This window comes from Acinetobacter sp. TG2027 (assembly GCF_000302435.1).
GTDB classification, from domain to species: Bacteria; Pseudomonadota; Gammaproteobacteria; order Pseudomonadales; family Moraxellaceae; genus Acinetobacter; species Acinetobacter pittii.
Window position 1 is genome coordinate 45,273 of sequence record NZ_AMJN01000061.1, and the last position, 22,756, is coordinate 68,028.

At 41.4% G+C, this 22,756-nt stretch carries 11 protein-coding genes and 4 pseudogenes; 10 read left to right on the top strand and 5 right to left on the bottom strand.

The window, feature by feature from the left end; translation table 11 throughout:
* The first annotated feature begins 13 nt into the window (after positions 1 to 13).
* The 7 genes and pseudogenes from B806_RS0118280 to B806_RS19830 all read left to right on the top strand — a co-directional run.
* Positions 14 to 2,665: an isopeptide-forming domain-containing fimbrial protein gene (locus B806_RS0118280; RefSeq protein WP_016654413.1), complete on the top strand. Its 2,652-nt coding sequence runs from the start codon at positions 14 to 16 to the stop codon at positions 2,663 to 2,665.
* Entirely contained in the window at positions 2,652 to 6,605 is a 3,954-nt protein-coding gene (locus tag B806_RS0118285) for an SdrD B-like domain-containing protein (protein ID WP_016654412.1), read from the top strand. The genes B806_RS0118280 and B806_RS0118285 overlap by 14 nt, the downstream gene beginning before the upstream one ends.
* A gap of 229 nt (positions 6,606 to 6,834) precedes the next feature.
* Positions 6,835 to 7,329, top strand: a complete 495-nt coding sequence (locus tag B806_RS0118290; protein WP_000323801.1) for a hypothetical protein — start codon at positions 6,835 to 6,837, stop codon at positions 7,327 to 7,329.
* A 29-nt stretch (positions 7,330 to 7,358) separates the two neighbouring features.
* The gene (locus B806_RS0118295) at positions 7,359 to 10,070 is read left to right on the top strand and encodes a DUF11 domain-containing protein (protein ID WP_004992769.1); all 2,712 of its coding nucleotides are present in this window, start codon (positions 7,359 to 7,361) and stop codon (positions 10,068 to 10,070) included.
* Between the two features lie 121 nt (positions 10,071 to 10,191).
* Entirely contained in the window at positions 10,192 to 16,284 is a 6,093-nt protein-coding gene (locus B806_RS0118300) for an SdrD B-like domain-containing protein (RefSeq protein WP_025466711.1), read from the top strand.
* Between the two features lie 506 nt (positions 16,285 to 16,790).
* Positions 16,791 to 17,282, top strand: a pseudogene (locus B806_RS20140) (OmpA family protein); the annotation flags it as partial.
* 33 nt (positions 17,283 to 17,315) lie between these two features.
* Positions 17,316 to 17,460: pseudogene (locus B806_RS19830) on the top strand (transposase); the annotation flags it as partial.
* Positions 17,461 to 17,464: 4 nt separating this feature from the next.
* Here the strand turns inward: B806_RS19830 and B806_RS0118310 are convergent.
* Positions 17,465 to 17,782: pseudogene (locus B806_RS0118310) on the bottom strand (integrase core domain-containing protein); the annotation flags it as partial.
* Positions 17,783 to 17,869: 87 nt separating this feature from the next.
* On the opposite strand from B806_RS0118310, the pseudogene B806_RS0118315 reads away from it, so the two are divergent.
* The 3 genes and pseudogenes from B806_RS0118315 to B806_RS0118330 all read left to right on the top strand — a co-directional run bounded on the left by B806_RS0118315 (position 17,870) and on the right by B806_RS0118330 (position 21,057).
* Positions 17,870 to 18,200, top strand: a pseudogene (locus B806_RS0118315) (transposase).
* Positions 18,201 to 18,491: 291 nt separating this feature from the next.
* Positions 18,492 to 19,724 (top strand): hypothetical protein, encoded by a 1,233-nt coding sequence (locus B806_RS0118325; protein ID WP_004992792.1) that lies wholly within the window; start codon positions 18,492 to 18,494, stop codon positions 19,722 to 19,724.
* A gap of 388 nt (positions 19,725 to 20,112) precedes the next feature.
* Positions 20,113 to 21,057 (top strand): inovirus-type Gp2 protein, encoded by a 945-nt coding sequence (locus tag B806_RS0118330; protein ID WP_004992793.1) that lies wholly within the window; start codon positions 20,113 to 20,115, stop codon positions 21,055 to 21,057.
* 63 nt (positions 21,058 to 21,120) lie between these two features.
* On the opposite strand, the gene B806_RS0118335 is transcribed toward B806_RS0118330, so the two are convergent.
* The 4 genes from B806_RS0118335 to B806_RS0118350 are packed head-to-tail and all read right to left on the bottom strand — an operon-like array spanning position 21,121 to position 22,403.
* A complete protein-coding gene (locus B806_RS0118335) occupies positions 21,121 to 21,777 on the bottom strand; it encodes a hypothetical protein (protein WP_004992794.1) in 657 nt (218 codons plus the stop codon).
* Positions 21,778 to 21,789: 12 nt separating this feature from the next.
* Complete coding sequence (locus B806_RS0118340) at positions 21,790 to 22,017, bottom strand: hypothetical protein (RefSeq protein ID WP_004992796.1); 228 nt, start codon at positions 22,015 to 22,017, stop codon at positions 21,790 to 21,792.
* Positions 22,018 to 22,146: a hypothetical protein gene (locus B806_RS20185; protein ID WP_004992797.1), complete on the bottom strand. Its 129-nt coding sequence runs from the start codon at positions 22,144 to 22,146 to the stop codon at positions 22,018 to 22,020.
* 2 nt (positions 22,147 to 22,148) lie between these two features.
* Positions 22,149 to 22,403 carry a hypothetical protein gene (locus tag B806_RS0118350; RefSeq protein ID WP_016654408.1) on the bottom strand — a complete coding sequence of 85 codons (255 nt, stop codon included), beginning with the start codon at positions 22,401 to 22,403 and terminating at the stop codon, positions 22,149 to 22,151.
* Positions 22,404 to 22,756: the final 353 nt, after the last annotated feature.

Sequence of the window (22,756 nt, forward strand, 5' to 3'; positions counted from 1 at the left end):
CGGATATTAGAGCATGAAGATGATCAATACACTAAATAATAACCGCCCAAAACTGTTTAATTGGGTCTTGACCTTGCTGTGCGTGTTGATGGTCCAGCAATCGGCCTGGGCTGCAACCAACTCGATCATCAGTAACATGGCAGTTGGTGAATATAGCGAAGAGGGCTCAACGGTTGTACAGGTGGCGCGTTCAAATCTTGTCCAAACCACGATTTTGCCTGTGTACTCATTAAATTTGGTGGCAGCCAATAACAAAACAGTAGTGGCGGGACAGACAGTTTATTTTAACCATATCTTAACCAACACCAGTAATGAGACAGATCAATATACTTTCACTGTAAGCAATAATCCCACTGGTGATGATTTTGATTTTGTGAATAGTAGCCTGATGGTTTATCTGGATGCCAATAATGATGGTATTCCCGATGGATCAGCGATTACAGGTTATACATTGGGTGCAGGTCAGTCAGTTGGACTAATTGTTGCAGCAAGCATACCGAATACGATTACCACAGGAAAAGTTGCAAATTTAACTTTGATGGTGACATCTGCGAATGGCGCGAGTGGAACAAATAGCAATGTTGACAAGGCAACTGTAACTGACCAGTCAACTCTGGTGGTGCGTAAAAAATTCTCTCAAATCACTGCTGCAAATGGTGATGTGGTCACCATACGTCTGGATTATCAAAATCCAACAAACACAATTGTACCAACGGCAACCTTGACTGACACGTTAGGAAGCAATTTAACCTATGAAGTAAATACTGGTAAATGGAATGGCGTAACTGTATATGATGCAGTGGGGGGAACAGCCGATCCAACAGGAATTAATTATAGTGTCACCTCGAATGTTGTTACCGCAACCTTAACCAATATTCCAGCGAATACGATTGGCTATATCGAATTTAATGTAAAAATTAATAAAAGCATTGCAGGGAAAATTGAGAACGTCATTAATGTAACAGGGCCAACGACAGACACAAGTAATACAGCAGTTGTAAATGTTGCTCCAGTCTATGCTGTCAAAATGAATGGTAGTGCAAGCAACGTCAGTGATAATACCAATACCATTACGGCCAGTGCGGTTCCCCAGGGTGGTGAACTTAAATTTACCAACTATGTCTGGAATATAGGGAATACCACAGATCGTTTTAACCTCACTTTAACTAACAGTACATTTCCAGCAGGTAGTCAAATTGAGTTGTATCGTGCGGATGGTGTGACACCATTATTAGACAGTAATGGTGATGGTATTCCTGATACGGGATTATTGGCTGCCAATAGCAGTGTTCCTGTTGTGGTCAAAGTTCGTTTCCCAAGTAGTTATGCAGTAACCACAAATACACCTTTTGAAGTTACACCAAAGGCACAGTCTTTGGGTGATGGCACTAAAACTGGCACAATTAAAGATCAGGGTAGTTTAAATCCTACTCTGGTCTCACAATTGGTGGATTTAACCAATGCTGATAATACAGGTTCGGGTAATGGTGCAGTTGATAATAATGGCGCTGCTTGGAAAACCCTAACAGTAAAATCCAGTGATAATGCTGTGACTGGCGGACAGGTAATTTTTCCATTAATAGTGAAACATACAAGTGTTGGAACAGAGTATTTGCTCAGTGCAAATGCCAGCAGTGATTTTTCTAGCCTGACTTTACCCGCAGGCGTAAACCGTGTGCGTTTTTATGCGTCAAGCAATGGCACAGATTGTAGTGTTTTAGGCAATGAAATTGGCAAAACCCGTTATTTAAATGATGGTCAAAGCCAGCTTGTCTGTGCGGTTGTTGAAGTGGATAAAGTCAATAAAGACGTGACTGTACCAATTTATTTCCGTGTGATCTCAACCAGCTTTGTTGGTACGGATAACCCTGCTCAGGACATGATTAAAAATGCTGTAACGATTCAAAGTGTCAATTCCGTACCCCAATTGGAATTTACACCAGATTTACATGCTCAGGTCGCACCCTTGGGCACAGTGGTCTATCGTCATTTACTGACCAACCCTGCTGCTACAGACTTTACGGGGAGCTATGGTTTTATCATCAACAATAGTGAGTCTAGCTTTAACAGTGTACTATTTCTGGATGTCGATGGGGATGGCAAGTTCAGCAGTGGGGATTTAAATATTCGTACATTGGCGGACTTACCAGGTGGCAAAGTGGCAGCTCATGAGCAAATTCAACTGCTACTACAGGTCACGAATGTTGCAAATAACAATCTCAATCAGACGAATACAACGATTGTGAGTTTAACAGATAGTAGCAATCAGGTTTTTGCCTCTATTACTGACGTGACCACAGTCAAGCAGTCACAATTAACCCTGACAAAGTTGCAAGCACGAGATTTCAATTGTGATGGTACAGCCGATGAAACATACACAACAAATGCTTTAACTATTGGTAAGCAAAGCAATGGTCAAGGCCAATGTGTCTTATACAAGGTTATTTTAAATAATTCAGGCGCAACAATTAACAGTACATTTACCTTTAGGGATATGACACCTGCTTATACGGTGTTATCGAAAGCACCTACCTGTACACCAGCATGTGCAAGTGTTTCGCCATTGTCATTGAATAGTGCAGGTGAATTGAGTGGAACCTTAAATAGTGTGATAGGTGGTCAAAGTTACGAATTTAGTTTTGGGGTGCGCTATGTGGGGCAGTAAGCAGATCATGATGGCAAAAGCATTACTCAATATTCAGCAGGTCAATAATATGATCAATAAATTTTTTATTTGGATGTTTATGTTATTGGGTTGTTTGATTCTAAGCAATCCTAGCTTTGCTGCACCGCCAACTATTGAGATTTTTGCAGGCTCTGGTACAGGGCAACAAGGACCAAGAGCAAATACAACACCACATACGTTTTTGCTTAATAGAAATAACCCTTCAGATAACGTAAGTGAGGCTTATACGCCGACAACAACCGTTAGCTATACTGTTACAAATTCCGTTTATAATACAGCAACTTATTTTGGTCAATCTGGGGCGAATAAACCAGAGTTAACGATGGGTGCAGCTGGAGATGCTACAAATGTAACAGCAGAAAATATTCTTAGACCACTGAATGCAATTGGTGGTGGTCAAGATCAAATGTTTGCCGCAAGCTTACAAAATGCGCCAAGTGGTTGTGTAAATGAGTCAGCCTGTTCAAGTACGAATGGCGGGATTAGTGCTGCGAATAATTATGGTGTAGCTATGTTTCTAATGACTAGAGGGCTTAGTCTTGCGAGTGCCTCTAGTAATAGTAGAATAAAAATGGGAACTATCCAGGTAACTTTTAATAGACCTGTTACAAATCCTATTTTGCAAGCTGCGGGGATGGGGGCAACAGTAGGTAGTCTAGGCTTTGCTGCGGAGTTTACGTTAACAGGAAGTAATCTTTCGACATTACCTGTAATGAGTCGTTTGGCTGGGAGTAAAGAGTTAACTGTAAGTGGGAATAATATTGTTAATAATGCATCCAAAATTACAGCTACCAGTGGAAGTGGTGGGGCTAGTGGCAGTGTTTATATCAAAGGTAAAGGAATTACCTCATTAACATTTGATATTTATGTGCGTGGGGATGGTGGTGGAGCATGGGCCAACAATGGTGCAGATGCTTTCTTTTTTGGCATCTCAAGTATGGATGCTGATAGTGCAATTGCCCTTGTCAAAAGTCAACGTGTAGGCAACACAGGCACATTTGTATCAACTCAGTTGAACAATGTGCCTCTCGGTTCATTAATGCAATATCAATTGGAAATTACTAACAATACACCATCAGGTGCAACATTGGGTGGGACAGTTGTAAATTTACCTTTTAATGACACACTCCCAGTCAGTTTAAAAAATGTTTCTATTGTTAGTACGACCTCTACACAAGGTACAGGGGGGTCCAGTCCTATTGCGACGTCCTGTACTCCCACATTAACAGGCAATAATACCGCAGGCTGGAGTGTCTCTGGGCTATTTACGGGAGCAACAACAGCAACCTGTAAGATTATTATTCAGGGTGTAGCGACAGATGCAGGAACACTGACAAATACAGCAACGATTGAGTCGACCTCATCGAATACACCTGTCAGTAGTTCAGTCAATGCGATCATTGTAGCCCCGACACCTGATCCAGCGGTTAAGGAAGCTCGTTTTTCTGTAAGCCCAGATTTACCAACAATTACAAGGGGAAGAGTAGGCACACAGACTATCAATATTAAAAATGAAGGGCCAGATAGTGCAACCAATGCTAAAGCGGTCTATGTTGCGGCACCACAAACAGGAGTTAGCGTCAGTTCTGTAAGTGTTGTCGGCGGTTCCGCCTGTACATTAAGTGGAAGTAACTGGAATTGTAATCTGGGGAATATGCCAAATGGAGCAACCAAACAGCTATCTGTGACCTACAGTACAGCCAGTAACTCAGCCTTGGGAACTGCCCAACAAGCAACAGTGAAAGTATCTAGTGACGAATTTAACCCAGGTAGTGGCGCAGGCGAAACACTGTATAAAGTTTGGGGTAGCAACCAGGAAAATGAGTCAACAACCAATGGTGCCTTTTGGGTGGGTTATGAAGGAACTGGGGGAAGTACGCCTGTAGGCAGTAATGTAAATCAGGGAAGTTCACTTGCAGCAGCTTGGCCTCCAAGCCAAACTAGCCCGACGGGTGCTTATCTTTCCTATGGTGGACCAGCATTGGGTGATTCGGTTTATTTAGCATCTAGCAGCACCGCTGCACCCATGATCCAACGCATTATTGGCAATATGGGGGCAGCTGCTGAAAGAACGGTATCACTCCCTACAATGCCGACTGCCGATAACCGCCGTGCTTGGGAATTTACCACAGGGATTTATATTCCGAGTTCGCAAACATTAACAGTTTGTATTGGAAATACGAGTGTTGGCGTGGATGATGGCGCATATATTATGGTGGATGGTAATATCGTGGCTAGCACGAATGGATGGGCGGCGGGTGGTGTGTCTGTAACCACAAACTCACCGTTAAGTGCTGGTTATCATCGAATCAGTTATCGTATTGTCAATCGAAATACTTATAATCCGTCTGGTCTCGATGCGGAAAATTCGGCAGGTGGTTATGGACCGATTGGTTTATCGCTTAGTGGTAGTTGTTCAACTGCAAACTATGACAATGTAACTACGAGTGGGGTCCCTGCAAGTATCAATATTATTGATGGTGCAAAAATTAAGATTGCTAAAAACTCTGTGAATGGCACGGGTACATTTAACTATATTAATCTTAGCAATCTTGTAAATAGTACAACAGCAGTTACCACGGATTCTGTAACTACGGTGACAGCAGGAACCACAGCAACCTCTGCACAACAGCTTTGGGCGCAAACGTTGAATACAGATGTTTCTTTTACAGAAAGTGCTTTAGCTGGATATGTTTTATCAGGTGTTAGTTGTGTAGATGCAAATAGCGGTGTAACAGGTAATACAGGTACTTTTTGGACGCGTGTAAATAATATTGTGACGATTCCCGCTGTTCGCATAAAAGAAGGTGCCAATATTACCTGTACATTTACCAATACTAAGCTTATTTACGTTGATATTAGTGGACGAGTATTTGTTGATAATAGCGGAACAACGCTGGATGTGAGTAAAGCATATAATGGCATACAAGATGCAGGTGAAGTTGGGATTGCAAATAGTACAATTCGTTTGAATAACTGTAGTACTACACAATTAGCTTCAACAGTGACAAGTGCAAATGGTGATTATGCTTTCTCAATTGAACAAAGCTTATTACCATCATCATTTTGTATTGTTCAGCAGAATTTACCTGAATATATTTCTGTCAGTGCCGATAGTATAACGGTAGCAAACACAAGTGCGACCAGCTATCCAAACAATAACTTTGCCGATGTTAAACTCAATGTACTTCTAACAGAAGATGGACAACATACCATTACCGCAGGTGAAGTGACTGATTATCCACACCGTTTAAGTACCCAGGCCCCTGTTTGGGTAACAAAGTTGGAACAAACCCAATCAAACTCAAACAATGATCAACCTTGGCAGGCATTGGTTTACCAAGACACCAACTGTAACGGTACCGTTGATACAGGTGAAACAGTGTTTGATCCAACAGCCTCAGGTACTGTGTTGTTGCAACCAAACACTGATATCTGTCTTGTACAACGTGTATTTGCACCGACCAATATTTTTGCTGGTGCACAGCATATTGGAACGCTACAGGCAAGCTATGCTGTGAGTGCATTAAACCTCACAGACCAGAAAACCCAACAACGTCAGGATGTGACACTTATTGGTAGTGCAGGATTAACACTGACAAAAAAAGTACGTGCAGTGACCAGTTGTTCTTCAACTCCATCTGATTCTTCAGGCTTTTTAGTGAATAACGAAGCCACAAAACAGCAAAATCTGGAGTATGAGATCACCTATAAAAATAATAGTGTGAAGAACCTACAGAATGTCAAAGTAAAAGATAGTTTACCAACTGGTACTAATTTTGGCAGTCTAAGTTGCGGCCTAACACCAAGTGGAAATACTTGTAATGCAACACGTTCTGGAGAAGTTCTTGAATGGACTTTAACAGGTTTGCTAAAACCATCAGCCACAGGAACTTTAAGATTTTGTGTTAGTCAGTAAACAGAACCTATCACAGATCGGTAGGTTGAAAAACGTGCAAAGGGCTTCGGTGAGGAAAGATGGTATGGAATTTGGTTTGGCTGAAAGTAATACAATATTTTTTGTAAAAGTGTGAAGTAAATCAAACAAATTTGTTGATTATTGATATACTTTTATAAAAAAAAGTTAACGTTTTTTTGGATGGTAAGTGTACTGTTCAAAAATAAAAGAGAAGACTAGGAATAATTGAATGGCGTATTTGAACAATATGTACAAGAAATGTTTGCTTGGTACTGCGGTTCTTGTTTTGGCTGGAAGTGTATTCGCTGAGCCTAAAACGACAAAAGAGCCCGTTTCAGTAGAACTCAAAACTTTCCTGATCAGTGCAGGCACTGATGGGAAACCAACTTCAAAGCTGGTGACCAAGGTAAAACCCAATGATGTGATTGAGTATCGGGCAACCTATACCAATAACACCACTGGAAAAATCAAGAATCTGGCAGCGACTTTACCGATACCTGTAGAAACTCAATTTTTGGCAAAGTCTCAGCCAGAAAATGCTGAAGCAAGTACTGATGGTACACATTTTGCCCCAATGCCTTTAAAACGCAAAGAGAGTAATCAAATGGTGAATGTACCACTGAAAGATTATCGTGCATTGCGTTGGATCATTGCAGAGCTTCCAGCTGGAAAGTCTATGACGGTTTCTGCTCAAACACGTGTAAATAGTGAAAAAACTAACTAATTGGCATTTTACATATAAGGGGTAAAATAATGTCAAACCGTCTACAACTCACACAGCTAGCGGCTTCTATTGCTTTGGTTGCAGGTAGCGCAGCTTTCATTTCATCTGCACATGCCGCTGCACCAGCCGCTGGTACAAATATCAGTAACATTGCATCTGCAAGCTATACTGATAGCACAGGAAACACTAAAACTGTATCTTCAAATATTGTGACCACCACAGTATTGCCAGTTGCAAGTTTCACGTTGATTGCTGACCGAACAGCAAATGCCAATGCCAACAACCAGGTTTCTTTATCACACACCTTAACCAACACGGGTAACGGTAGTGATACGTTCACGGTAAATGTGGCAGATGTTACCTCTGGTGACCAATATGACTTCAGTAATTTAAAAGTTTATCTTGATGCCAATAAGGATGGTGTTCCTGATAGCCAGACTCCTGTAACAAGTGTTACCTTGGCAGCAGGTGAGTCGGTGAACTTAATTGTTCAGGCAACCACTCCAACAACTGGTGCAGGTGGTGCTGCACTTTCTGCTGGTGATTTGGGTAAATTAACCATCACTGCACAAAGTACTTTAGACAATACACTCACAGCAACAAATACAGACACCGTTAAAATTACCAACGGTGCAGTGATTAGTGTGATTAAATCTGCCAGCGTAACGGCGATTGATGCGACCCAAGCTAGTCCAACCGCTCGTGAAGTTGAATATAAGTTGGTTTACCAAAACACAGGTAACACAACAGCAACTGATGTTACAGTTACGGACATGTTACCTGCTGGTTTAACTTATGTTGCTAATTCTGCAAAACTTGCTGGCGTGGCACAAACTGATGGTGTTGATGCTGATGGTTATAAGTTTGTTGAAACTACTCCTGGATCTGGTAAGGGTACTGTAACCTTAACGATTCCAACTCTAGCACCAAATACGACAGGTACGTTAACCTTTAAGGTTCGCGTAGATCAAAATACACCAGCAGGCGTGATCAGGAACACTGCATATGTTGACCCAGATGGTCCATCAGGTCCAGAAGGGGATACGCCGTCTAACCCGAATGACGTAAATATCTTAAGCATCAAAAAAGGTACAATCAATGATAACCAAAATGATGCTTACGCAGATGCGGAAAAAACTTCTGCAACCGCAAAAGATAACCAAATTGTCATTGCTTCAATCAAGCAGGGTGAAGTTGCTGAATTTAGCGCCACTGGTCAAGGTGGTGAACCAATCGTTATTCATAACACGGGTAATGTGAGTGAAGAATTTACAGTAAGTGTTGATAAAGGTACGGATGGGGCAGGTGGTTTACCAGCAGGCAGTATTGTTACCTTATATCAAGCTGATGGTGTAACACCATTTATTTCAACAGGCTCTATCCCAAGTGGTGGTAAGTATAACCTTGTTGCAAAAGTAACATTACCTGCAAGTTATTCATCATCATCTGCTATTAAGGCGATTTTGACCACAAGTCCTAAGTCTGATGCAACTAAGAAAGATACGTTAGATTTGGTGATTAGCCAAGTAACGCCTGCAACTGTTGACTTACATAACGGTGATGCTTCAGATACGAATGGTTCAGTGCCAGGTGCATCTGGTAAGGATACTGGTTTAGACATTGATGTTCGTAGTACCAAACCAAACCAGGCTGTGAATTTCCCACTTCAAGTTGATAATTCTGGTGTAACAGGTGATAACTTTAATCTAGCTATTGATCCTGCACACGCATTACCAGCAGGGTGGGATGTTAAATTCTATGTGGCTGATGGTAGTGGTAACCCAACAGGCGCACCATTAACCAATACTGGTAATATTAATGGTGGCGGTAACATTAAACTTGTTGCTGTAGTAACGCCTCCTGCGAATGCGCCAGCAGGTGATCAACAGGTTTACTTCAAGGTTTCTTCACCAGCGACTGGCTTAAGCGATGTGATGGTGGACAAGGTGACTGTTCAGGCAGATCGTAAGTTAAGTCTGCAAAATGACCGCATTGGCCAAGTTGCACCAGGTGGTACTGTTGTTTATAAACACACTTTAACCAACACAGGTAATATTGATGAGGGTGCAACACCAGGTAGCTTGCCATTTACCTTGACCAATGACCAATCTGGTAATGGTTGGGTAACCAGCTTGTTTATCGATGTGAATAACGACGGTAACATTGATGCAGCCGATACCTTGGTTACAGGTAATGATTTAGCAGCGCTAACAGGGTCGATTGCACGTAATGCTTCTGTGAATTTCCTCATCAAGGTTCAAGCGCCAAGCAATGCAACCCCTGGAACACCAAGTTCAGTTATCTTCACCATTAACCCAGCAACTGTGACTGGTATTGCACACGCAAGTATCTCTAATACTGACTTAACCACTGTGACTGAAGGTCAGGTACGTTTGGTTAAGGATCAGGCTTTGGTTGATTGTACAACAGGTACAAGCGCAACTTATACACAGAACACTGTGAGTGCCAAACCAGGCGAATGTGTGAAATACCGTATTGTTGCGACCAATGAAGGTAATGCAACTGTAACGAATGTGGTGATTAGCGATAATACGCCGTCATACACTACCTTGAAAGCAATCTCTGGTGTGTCTCCACTTGCAACAAGTGCAACATTGCAGAACACATCAAGTTATGTTGATGGCTATACAGGTACTGTTTCAGCAGAACAGTCGCCTTTAGCACCAAATGCAAGTGCAACATTAGAGTTTGTGATTAAAGTGAATCCACTTACACCATAAGCTTTATTCATTCACTTGAAATGAAAACAAATAACTATAGATGTGAACATTTGCCTAGGCAGGTGTTCATCTCAAATAAATTTTTGAATTTTTTAGACTATTTAGTTGAAGGGTAAGCGCTGTGCTACAACAGAAGCAATCTAACGCATTCCATAACATGACATTCATGTTATCAACGTTGACAGTATCAATATTGTCAGCGCAGTACGGTTATGCAGCGAATATGCCTGAAGTGGGTAGCTCTATCCAAAATATCGCCTATGCAACTTATGTTGCACCTGATGGAAAATCTCAACAATCTGTTTCAAATGCTGTGGAAATCAGTGTTTCTGCTTTATATGCGATCGCATTAACTTCACCTCCAACTCAGGAAATTGAACCGAATACCCGTGTAATCTGGGCAAACACACTCGTTAATAATAGTAATGCACCCGTTAATGTTCAGCTAGAAGCATTAACCATAAAAGAACTCAGCAACATAAAAATTTATATAGATAGTAATAACAACGGTCAATTTGATACAAATGACCAGCAGGTAAGTACCAACGTTGCTCTGACTATAGGCCAAAGTGTTCATTTGTGGGTGGTTGCAACGGCAAGTGCCACATTGACTGAAAGTCAGCAGTTAAATTTACCGTTAAAAGCAACACTTGTTGAGGATAATAGTGTAATAGCAACGGCTACAGATAGTGCCATCAGCTATGGACCACAACTGGTTGCAACCAAAGAGGTTGTCCAGAAAACTTTTGAGCCATCAGCCAATGCCAGCTATGACCTTAACTATACTTTGGCCATAACCAATCAAGGTAAAAAAGCGGCAAAACCAGTGGATGTGATGATCGATGGTCAGGCACAGAAAATGGTGCTTTTAGTTGATGATCTGCCTGCCAATACAACATTTAAGTCTGCACAGTTAAAAAATACGCAGGCCAAGGTTTTGTATAAGCAAACAGGCAATAACTATACAACGACCTTGCCAGGTGACTTAAGCAAGGTTGATCAATTGGTGGTTGGCTTTCCACAAATAGACGCCAATACAACGGAACAGGTTGACCTTACGGTCACAATGAACCGTAACATTGCCAAAACAACGGTTAAAAATACCTATAAAGTGTCGTATGCAACCACAAATAGCCAAAAAGAGGTATTGTCTAATCCTGCTTTAACCGTGGTAGGTGGTCTCGCAGCGATTAATAATAAATCTGGTGATTTCCAAAATGTCTTGACCACAGGCAGCGTGAATAAACCACTTTATCTTGAAGCGCAAAATGCCAGCTGTAATGCGGACCGTTATACTGCGGACAAGGTAAAGATTAAGATTAAATCAACCAAGACAGGTGATCTTGAAGAGGTCATTGGGGTAGAAACTGGCCCGAATACAGGCGTATTCCATTACACGCTACCAACCGCATTGGCAGATGTAGGTATTGCTTATGATTCATTATTACAAACAGTCAAACGCGATCAAGTACAAGTTATCCTGACGGACTGTCTGGATGCACAGGGTAATTCAACCCAGACATTTACCGATATTAGTACTCAGGTGCTTATTGACCCATATGGCACAGTGTTTGATGCCAAGACAGGTTTACCTGTGGCTGGAGCAACGGTCACTTTATTAGACCAGAATGGCCAGCCAATTGCGGACAATATTGCATACAAACTTGATGAGCAGACTGGAGAGCTGGTTACAATTCCAGCCAAGCAGGTCACCAATAGCGAGGGTGAATTTATTTATCCCCTTGTTAAAGCAGGAACCTACAGTTTTGTTGTGGATACAACCACAATTCCTGGAAATACACGTTATAGTTTTGTCAGTGATAAATCGGTTTATCCAAGTTTCCCTGCGGATAAGGCTGTTGATCTGGAATGGTCTTATGCTGGCAAATTTACCTTAAATAATGGTGATCCAGCACTCAATATTGATATTCCAATTGATCCTGATTTGACTGTACCAACCTCGCCGTTATTTGTACAAAAGGTTGCGACCAATAAAAACTCGGAAATCGGTGAGTTTGAAGAATATACCGTGACGGTTGCCAATCGTGGCACGGTGGATTCCAAAGATGTTTCGATTACTGATACCTTGCCTAGAGGCTTTATCTATGTTCAGGGTTCTATGCGTATCGATGGCACCAAGGTTGCTGACCCATTAGGTGGAAAAGGTCCTTATTTGAAACTTGGTTTAGGTACACTGACTCCAAGTAAGGAAGTTAAGGTTCAGTATCGCGTCTATATTGGTCCAAATGCCTTGAATGGTGATGGCATTAACCGTGTTCGGGCAAAAGATGGTCAGGGAATCGAATCAAACGAAGCATCTGCAAAAGTAGAAGTAACTCCTGGCGCAATGATCTCTGATGGCTTTATTGTTGGTAAGATTTTTACTGACTGTAACCGTAATGGGGTACAGGATGCAGGTGAAGTCGGTGTGCCAGGTGTGCGTATTTACCTTGAAGATGGTAGCTATGTGGTGACTGACAGTGAAGGTAAATATGATTTTTATGGGATCAGTGCCAAAACCCACGTTCTAAAGGTTGACCGTACCAGTTTGCCAGTTGATTCTGAGTTGGTGTTAATTGGCAATCGTCAGGCAGGTGATCCAAATAGCCGTTTTGTGGATTTAAAACGTGGTGAACTACATCGTGCCGATTTTGCAATTGCCAATGGTACAGGACAATGTTCCCAAGCCTTATTGCAACAAATCGCAGAACGTAAAAAACGCATTGAACAGGACAACACCAATTTAGAACAGGTGTTACGTTCAGACCTTACCATTGATCCAGTTTTTTCCAAGATTACCGATGTTAAAGGTCAGCCAGCAAGTGGTTGTATCTCGGCACAGGGAATCAGGGCCAATTGTAACCTTGATTTTTCCAAGGAACAGGCTAAGGAACTGAAAGAGGTTACTTTTGAACCAGAAAAATCTGGCGTTGCTTCTTCAGTTGCCTTGCCACTGACTGAAACATTGGCAGCAACTGAGAGTGTGCCAGCCGAATCCACTCAAGCTGCGAAAATGCTTAGTCTGGAAACAGTGCTGGAAAATGCTGCCAATAATCAGCTAGAAATTATCAACTTAAAAGATGGGCAGCTTCTTGGTTATGCCCAAACAGCGGTTCAGGTTAAGGGTGCTGCTGGCACACAACTACAACTGTGGGTAAATGGCACACAGGTTTCTGAGAAACGCATTGGTAAACGTGCAATATTGCCTGACTTACAGGTTGCAGGTCTGGATTTTATCGGTGTCGATCTCGCTGTGGGTAAAAACAGTATTGAAGTTCGTCAAGTCGACATGATGGGTAATGTTCGGGATAGCAAACAGGTCAATGTGATTGTCCCTGACCAAATGGATAAGCTGTTACTTGAGTCAGCCAAAGTACAGCCGCAAGCCAACGGCCGTGATTATTTTAACGTGACCATGAAAATTGTTGACCGTAATGGCACATTGGTTTCTACCAGAACTCCAGTTACGCTCGACAGCTCGATTGGTAAAATTGAGTTGACTGACCTGGACCCGAAACAACCTGGTATTCAGGTGTTTGTTGAGGGCGGTACACTTGTTGTGCCAATAAAGGCGCCAATTGAGGCGGGTGAAGGAACGCTGTCGGTTGAAAGTGGTATTTTTCATAGCAGTACACCAATACGTTTCTTACCTGATTTACGTCCGATCATTGCAGTTGGTTTGGTAGAAGGATCAATTAACTTTAAGAAATTTGACCCGAAACAGTTAAGCAATGTCGGTTCGCAGGATGGGTTTGAGGAAGAACTGCAAGAGATTTCATCATCGGACAATGGCAAAAGCAATGTGACAGGGCGTGCAGCCATGTTCCTGAAAGGGAAAGTCAGGGGTGAATATCTACTAACCCTTGCCTATGATTCTGACAAGGATAAAAACCAGCGTCTGTTCCGTGATATTCGTCCAGATGAATATTATCCAGTTTATGGTGACTCGGCAGCGAAAGGTTTTGATGGACAAACAACCAGTAAACTGTACGTGCGTGTGGATAAAGGCCGTTCCTATGCCATGTATGGTGATTATGTCACACGTACCGAAAATGATGAGGGCCTGGCTTTAGGTCAATATAGCCGTTCATTAACAGGTGTTCGTGGGGCTGTCGAAACAGACCGCTATAAAGTAACGGCCTTTGCTGCGCAGACCAATACACAACAGGTGACCAGTGAACAACGTGCCATGGGGATTTCGGGTCCTTATAGCATGGGCAATGTCAATACCGATGATGTGCTTGCCAATAGTGAAAAAGTTGAGGCGGTGACCCGTGACCGCAATAATCCAGGCCTGATCATTTCGCGTAGCACTTTGGCACGTTTTACCGATTATGAAGTGGATACCTTTAGCAACAGCATTTACTTAAAAGATCCTGTACCAAGTGTCGATGCTGACCTTAATCCAGTTTATCTGCGTATTACAGTGGAATCTGATCAGGGTGGGGATGAATACACGGTTGGTGGAGTTACAGGCTCGGTGAAGATGCTTGATCAGGTGAAAGTGGGGGGGGCTTATGTAAAAAGCAATAATCCACTGACGCAGGACCAGTTGGCGAGTGTCAATACCGTGGTGAAATTTGCCGACAAGGGTAAATTGATTGCTGAGTTTGCCCGTTCTGAAAATATCAATGACGGTTCAAACTCTTTAACACAGATTAACACCACGGCAGATGCAACAGGTAAATTATCGGGGAATGCGGCTCGTGTTGAACTGAACTATGCCTATAAGAATATGGAGCTGAAAACCTACCATAATCAGGCAAATACAGGGTTCTATAACACTGCGGCACCAATCACCGCTGGACGTAAGGAAAGTGGTATAAAAGGGCGTGCGCAACTGGGTAAGATCGGTTTGGCAAAACTGGAGGCCATCCGTACTGAAGATTTGCAAAGTGGTGTCAATCAGGGTGTTTCTGCCAGTATTGAACGTGCGATCAGCCGTATTGTGGCAGTTGAGCTGGGCCTGAAATATTATGATGAGTCTGAGAATCCAGCACTGTTGAGGGCTTCACAAACAGCGCCGTATCATGGTTTAACCGCACGTACAAAAATCACCACACAGCTTCCTTGGCAGGGTTCAAATGTTTTTGCTGAATATGAGCAGGATGTTTCCGAAGCTGAGCGTCGTAATTTTGCCTTGGGTGCGAATTACCAGATTAATTCAAAACTACGTGCCTATGGTCGCCATGAGTTGGTGTCCAGTATTCAGGGACTGTATGACCTAAATAACAATCAGCGTCGTAATGTCACAGTGTTTGGTCTGGACAGTAAATATAACAATAACGGTACGGCATTTAGTGAATATCGTGTTCGCGATGGCATCAGTGCGCGCGAAGCTGAAGCTGCAATCGGTTTACGTAACCGTTGGGAACTGGAAAAAGGCTTCTATGCAACCACCAGTTTTGAACAGGTGAAGTCATTGTCAAAAGCAGATACCGATAACCAAAATTCCGATAACACTGCTGCATCTTTAGGTGTGGAATATCTGGCCAATCCAAACTGGAAAGCTGTTGCGAGAATTGAAGCACGTTGGGCTGACCAGTCTGACACCATCCTGAATAATCTGGGGATTGCCTACAAATATTCCGATGACGTGACTTTATTGGCGAAAAATGTAGTTAGCCTGACTGATAGTAAGAATGAAAACAGTGGTGATCGCCTGGTTGATCGTTTCCAGGTGGGGGCTGCCTACCGTGACACTGAGCACAATCGTTTTGATGCACTGACCAAGGTGGAATACCGCTATGACAGTAACAAGTCAGATTTAAATAATCCATACTTAAAGCATGTCTATATTTTTTCAAATCACTTGAATTATCATCCAAGTCGCGATATTACCCTTTCAGGCCAATATGCAGTTAAAAATGTGGACACAACGTTCTCTGGTTTGGAGTCAAGTGGTATGACACATATGCTCAGTGGTCGGGCAATGTATGACATCAATGAACGTTGGGATGCGGGTATTCATACAGGCGTGTTATGGTCGAACATGAGTTCGGGCCGCCGTGTTTTGGTTGGGGGGGAAGTGGGCTATTTGCTGGCTGCAAACCTCTGGTTATCAGGTGGTTATAACTTCTCTGGCTATAAAGATGATGATCTGGTGGATAGTGACACAACTCTTCAGGGCGCATATGTACGCTTTAGATTCAAGTTTGATGAGAACCTGTTTTCTCGCAACAATTCTACCGTGAACGCTTCAAGAGAACCATAAAGATGAAATATGTCACACCTGCCTTGCGTCAATTTTATCGTGGTGCTGCAACTGTTGTGGTTTGCTGGAGCGTGATGGTTTGGGCAAAAAATCCTGATCATTTGGCTGCACCTGTTATGGCGCAAGATTCTCCAGATACTACAGCCCAGTCAGGTATTTATAATTCAAAAGATCAACAGGTTGCTGCCTTGCAAACACGTCTCGTTCCTTTTTTGAATGAACAGGGAATTGAACGTTATCATGCTGTCAAAGCAGCCGCATGGTTGACTTATGCAGCCCATGAGGGAAGTGAAAAAAGTGCAACGGTTGCGCGAAAGGAGGCCCTTGCCCAGGCGGAAATGATTATAGTGGCATTAGAGCAAGGTCAGGCTAAGCAGTTAAGTTTAACCACACCGATTCTGTCTACCTCAAGTGTAATGCGTCGGGATTTATGGGCAAATACTGAATTATTGAAACAGCATGCAGGTTTTTCCTGTGCCCAGTCTCAGATTGCACAGGCAGAGGTGATGCTGGTCTGGGCAGCCGCTGAACATTGTGAGTTGGGCTGGCGACATTCACGGGAGCTGTTTTTATCAGCACAGCGCTTAATTGATCAGGCAAATAGTCGGGCGTTTAGTTGCAGTGCAGATGTTCCTCAACAGCTTCCGAAAATTAGTTATCCATCTTTACAGGAACTGAATGGCAGTGAGCAGGGATGTCATGGTGTGGTCGGAACATGGCCGATTTGGTCGCCACAACAAAAAACAGTCATCTCTGAAAATAGCCAGGTTGCTGATCAACCTGTGCCGGATGTTGTACATTTTGCTTTGGATCAGGCAGTTTTATCGCAAGATTCCATCAATGTGCTCAATCAGATCGTGAACTTCCTAACAGCACATCCAGCTTACACCTTGACACTGTATGGATTTACCAATCAGCAGGCAAATGAACAATATAATTTAAAATTGTCCTTGCGTCGTGCGCAGGCAGTATCTCAATATCTAACTCAGCAAGGTGTTGCCCTAAATCGTATTGCGACAGAGGCAAAAGGTAAGACCCAGCTGATTAAAAATGAAAACCCGTATCACACAAATGGATAGCCAAATCCTATCCCTATACACCAAAGGCATGACGACACGAGATATTGTTGCCACATTCAAGGAAATGTACGATGCGGACGTCTCCCCAACGCTTGTGTGATTCATAGAGATCGTTTCAATTTAGCGATCTCTAAATCCATCTTGTAATTGGCGTGTTGAATCCGTTCATTGGATGGGTTGTATTGCTTCTGGACCTCATCAGAGAAAGGGGTTTCTTCACATAATTCAAAGTACCTTTCCATCGGTGTTTTACCTTTCAAAGCTGAATGTGGTCTCATCCAGTTATAGTCATGCTGCCATTCGGCTAGCTTGTCTTGGATATCTTCAGAATTAATATCGACAGTAGCGTAGAACTCAGATTTATCAGTCTTTTGAGAACGCTCTACCTTGCCATTCAAATGAGGTGAACCTGGTTTATTTGTAAGCGTCCGCTGAACACACCTTCTGAATTCATCCTATAAGCCTTAATTTAGTCCCCACTTAGAAACAAGTGGGGACTTAAATTTATGACTACAAATAACCAGACATCCATCGCATCTCTTACGAAAAAACGAAGAACATACAGTGCTCAATTTAAACAGCAGATCGTTCAGGCTTGTAAAGCGCCGGACGTTTCAATTGCTTCAGTCGCTTTGCAACATGGATTGAATACAAATCTTGTATCCAAATGGATTCGCTTAATTGATGCTAAGCCAGGGGATGATCGTTCCCCCACTACCGAATAAACCTGCATTTATTGCCTTATCCTGTTCTGGACCATTAGATCCTACTCCTACTGACATATTAACGGTTCAAATTACTTTACCCCACTCAAAAGCAGAAATTGGCTTGAAATAGCAAGTATCAGAAATATCTGCTTTAGCAGAATTACTCAAGGCGCTTGCAACATGATCCGTATTAATGAAATCTGGATATCTACTCAGCCCGGCGGCTGGAACAGGGCAAATTTCACTGGGCTAAAGTTCACCTTGGTGAAACCGTGGCCCTCAGCCGAAATTTAACTATAATGAAAATTTGGCTGAATTATATGAATCACAAACCTTACAAAGATTGGATAATAAGCTAATAATTTTGGTAATATGATCTACAAATTTGATCTCTAAAAATAGTTGAAATGCAGGTGTGGTAATGTCTTTAGTTTATTTCAGTGACAAAATAATTAAAAATATTTTTCACAACCTTGGCATCGACCTGAATCGCAGCGGTTTTCTGAAACACAGGGATGAGTTGAATCTAGGAGTTTTATTGGAATTGATACTGTTTATAAGATCACTAGATAAGATGAAAGGACATTATTTTTTAATCACATGGAATAAGTTCTATTTTCCGGTTTCTGCTTATAAGTTTTATCCTTTTAAATTTCTTAGTAATGATCTTGGTCTGAAGAATACCCGTAGGATGCATATTGATAATGTGGAATATAAAGTCAATTTATTTGAGTCGACATCACGGGTGGAGCTGTATTACGAGGTTCTCGATTTACATATTAAAAATGAGAAGTTAGTGAGGTTGAATGAACAATTACGTCCCACTCTGAATGAAAGAAGCAAGCCTACACAATTTAACGTTTTGCCTGCGAATTTCTTCCCTGATGTGTTTAGTGATATGAGTGTCGAAAATATTGCTTATATGGATGAATTTCTTGAAAAGTTCAGAAACCATGAGGAATTTATAAAGCGAAAAAATGACGAAAATAAAGCTATCAAAAAATTTCACGAATATTGTCATTATTTTAATGATGTAATGAGTCTAAATGCCAAAAGTTTTATTTTTACCCTTGAATTTCTTATACATGGTCTACAGAAATTATACGATCATACCCTCATCAATCTAAAAAAAGACTTTATGAACGCAATCAGGGGCTACAGGCAACTTGCTCAGATTTCAGGGTATATGGGGTTCTGGGATCTGGCAGAAAACAATAAATTGTGCTTCAGGATGATGTTCATTGTGCCTGATATTGGCATTGAAGCAGAAGAATGGATTGAAGATATCAGTTACTATTGGGAAAACATCTATTTTAATAAAATTAGAGAGGAGGAAATATATCAATTTACAGGCACAGATGCGATAAGATTTGAAGCGGTTGAGCTGCCTGTTGCATGGTCACATAAAAAACTTATCTCCCATTTTTTAGCAGTCGGCAAGAATAATCAGAATATGAAAAGGTTGATTTGTGAACATGCTGTTGCTTACATCGTACTATCTGAATTTTTTTACTGCCCATTCGAGCTTCAGCTATACCTGAAATCCATTAAGATGATTTCTGAGGAACAGTCTGAAGTGGATCAAGTGTTACGTCTTGAGGGGAAAAGAATGTACAGGGTGTTCAGAGGAAGCCTGCCAAAAAATAAAAATTAGTGTAACTTTAGCCTAAGCAAAATCCGATAGATTGGCGATTAGCGTTATGTAGATGAACGAACTTATCGAAACTACAGTGTAGAGTGCTTAACAGGTAATATATATTATTAACTATAAGTAATATATAAATAATATATTAAACATAAACAATATCTTATCTAGTTGATTGAGACACTTAGCACAGTATAGCCCATACTCAAATGGGCTATAGACTATGTATCAATAACACAGTATTAAAATATTCAGAACTAACCCTATAGTATGTTCCAAAGTCTATGAGCATATTCAGCTAAGCAGGATGATCACAACATCCTGCTTTAGAATCAAGATCAGTAAAAAAATATATTCCTCACTTACATATGAACCTTATGTTTCAGTGAGAACCTAAATGTACCAGAATATTCAATATGATCAGCTTTACCATGAAGCAGAAGTATTGGCAGCAGTAGACCATTTCATTCAAGAAGTTTGCTTAGGTAGTTATGATTTATATCATCAAAACCTGATGATAGACCTACAAAAATTAGTTCAGTCATTTAAGCCAATCTATAACGCTAATTTTTTCTATTGCAATACAGTGCAGATATTCATTGAGGTGGTGAACATCGTTGATCACACACTCCGTCTAATGCCGCAGGCAGACCATGATTGTATAGTCTGTTTTGATGATATGACAGTCTGGCATATTCTGACTTATATCCAATCATTATCAGGCTGTGTAAAACAGCAACTGATTGATTTTCAACAACGTGAATTAGAGAATCAGCATAGCCTTTTTGATTATACATCCACACTCATTCATCATTATGCGAGAACACTGGTGGTTCGAGTGGATTTATCTATCAAGAAAGAATATCAAGCCTTATACAACATCCAAGTGTTCAATAAAGCGCTAGAAACATTGCTACGGCGTATAGCCGATCAAGATACTTGTTTTAGTGGGTTATATGGTTATGCATGGGCATTAGAGCATGGGGTTAGTAAGGGCTACCATTGCCATCTTTTGCTTATGTACGATGGAAATATGCATCAATGTGGTTTTGAAATGGGGCAGTGGATAGGTGAGTGCTGGAAGCAGATTACACACGGATATGGTTATATTTTTAACTGTAACCATTCCGACTATATGGCGATCTATGAAGCGATGGGGACTTTAGGGATTGGTATGATTCATCGTAACAATGCCAGTGAAGTCTATAACTTTCTTAATTATATTGTCCCTTATTTGGTGAATGGCGAAAAAGAACAGCAGCATCTCCGAGTGAAAGATTCAGCCTATATGCGTAGCTTTGGCAGAGGAGTGGTTGATTCAAAAAATCGAAGAGGTTTATAAATATTGAATTTTCAATAGAGAACACAACTATCAGCAGTGTTCTCTATAGGGTCGGGTTTGAGATTAAAATGATAAATTTACATTGCCCTGATCTGTAATCATTTCAGCTTCAATGACCTGATCACCACGGCATTTCAGTAAATAGGATACCGTAGAACTATAGTTCATTTGCACAGGAATTTTGCTATAGAAATCTCCTGTATAAAAACCACAGCGACCACGGTTAATATTTAATCCCTCTAAAGTGAAGGGTTGTTCAGAAGTGGACTGAATTTCCAAAATATATTCAATTGCACCAGGCACATTAAACGCTGATTGAGATTCCCGACTGGAAATTTGGGCACGAACAGATATCTCTGGTTGCTCCATCTCCATCGGAATATTATTGCTATATTCAGGATTGTTGGGATCAAGATCAGACTCCATCATGGATTTGAGTGCTTCAGGATATTTATCCCAACTCTCAAGAAATGATTGAGCTTGTTTGACCGCAGCAGGGAGATATTCGGTATCATTTTCTACAATCTGAGTTAAAGCTTGTACTTTGGCTTCAACCTCTTCCTTGCTATATGGTGCATATTTAGATTGCTCCTGCTGTGTAGCAGTATTAGATGAGCTGCGTTCAGCTTGATCTGTAGCACTTTGTTGAGCTTGCTGATTGTTTTGACTACATGCGATCAGTAAAGTTGAAAGTGCTACAATGGAAAGTATTTTTTTCATGAATGCACTCCTTTATAACTTAGGTCTAATAACAACGAACCAAATGAATAATAGAATCAAAATACCACCGATGATTTTCCCTACTGTTGGAAACATTACCGCAGGCCAAACTAAGCCTTGTCCTAAATTGTAGGTAAATGGCTTATAGTTATACTGTCCCCAAAAGTGTTGATAGACGGCAAAGAAAAAACCAATCACTAAGTAGCCACTGATCACCCATGATTTAATATTTGAACTCATTTACTTTCCCCCAGCGGCAAATTTTGCCAATGCTATAAAAATTCCCATTAGGATCATGAAGCCAATAAATGGCAATCCTAAAAAGCAAATCACTGCAATAATGCAGATAATGCCTGCAAGTGTTCTCATGGCTATTCCTTCATGCACTGATAGGAAGAATTGACCATATCCATTTGGAAAGATTCAGATTGCTGTAAGGTGTATAGATTGTTTTTGAGTCCATCCTCTCCATATTTACTTTCGAGTTTGTCATAAATACATGAGCAGGTACTGCCATCAATCCCGCCTGTTTTACAACCACTGATAAATTGACGTTCAGTTTTACTAGCACAGCCTGATGCCATAAGTGCAAGTGTGATGAATGCAAGTGAAATAAGAATTTTCATCATTCCCCTTAATTTTTATTGTGTTATTTGGTGTGTAATAAATTTTGCTGATGTACTGAAACTCAGGCGAGACAAAGCTTTCCAAAGCTAAATCGCATTTAGATCAGTCGAATGAGCAAAAGTTGATGTGTGTTGCTAAGGCAAAAAGGGGATGGAAAATCGTTTTAAGGAAAACAATAAAGATAGAAAATGCTTAGTCATGGGTATGACTCCTTTGGCTATGAAAGAAGTTTCACCGCATTACTGCTAAATAATGGTGGCGAAACGAAAGAGGGTTAGCAGACTGATAGCCAATGGATCAGCACACCCGAAGGTGTCCCCCTCCCGTTCTGAACTGCACCCCATAAGTTAGA

Excerpts from the sequence above, each read along its gene's own strand:
- B806_RS0118350 (WP_016654408.1), bottom strand. The coding sequence starts at position 22,403 with ATGAAAATTCTTATTTCACTTGCATTCATCACACTTGCACTTATGGCA.
- B806_RS20185 (WP_004992797.1), bottom strand. The coding sequence starts at position 22,146 with ATGAGAACACTTGCAGGCATTATCTGCATTATTGCAGTGATTTGCTTT.
- B806_RS0118280 (WP_016654413.1), top strand. The coding sequence starts at position 14 with ATGAAGATGATCAATACACTAAATAATAACCGCCCAAAACTGTTTAAT.
- B806_RS0118285 (WP_016654412.1), top strand. The coding sequence starts at position 2,652 with ATGTGGGGCAGTAAGCAGATCATGATGGCAAAAGCATTACTCAATATT.
- B806_RS0118330 (WP_004992793.1), top strand. The coding sequence starts at position 20,113 with ATGTACCAGAATATTCAATATGATCAGCTTTACCATGAAGCAGAAGTA.
- B806_RS0118335 (WP_004992794.1), bottom strand. The coding sequence starts at position 21,777 with ATGAAAAAAATACTTTCCATTGTAGCACTTTCAACTTTACTGATCGCA.
- B806_RS0118290 (WP_000323801.1), top strand. The coding sequence starts at position 6,835 with ATGGCGTATTTGAACAATATGTACAAGAAATGTTTGCTTGGTACTGCG.
- B806_RS0118325 (WP_004992792.1), top strand. The coding sequence starts at position 18,492 with ATGTCTTTAGTTTATTTCAGTGACAAAATAATTAAAAATATTTTTCAC.
- B806_RS0118340 (WP_004992796.1), bottom strand. The coding sequence starts at position 22,017 with ATGAGTTCAAATATTAAATCATGGGTGATCAGTGGCTACTTAGTGATT.
- B806_RS0118295 (WP_004992769.1), top strand. The coding sequence starts at position 7,359 with ATGTCAAACCGTCTACAACTCACACAGCTAGCGGCTTCTATTGCTTTG.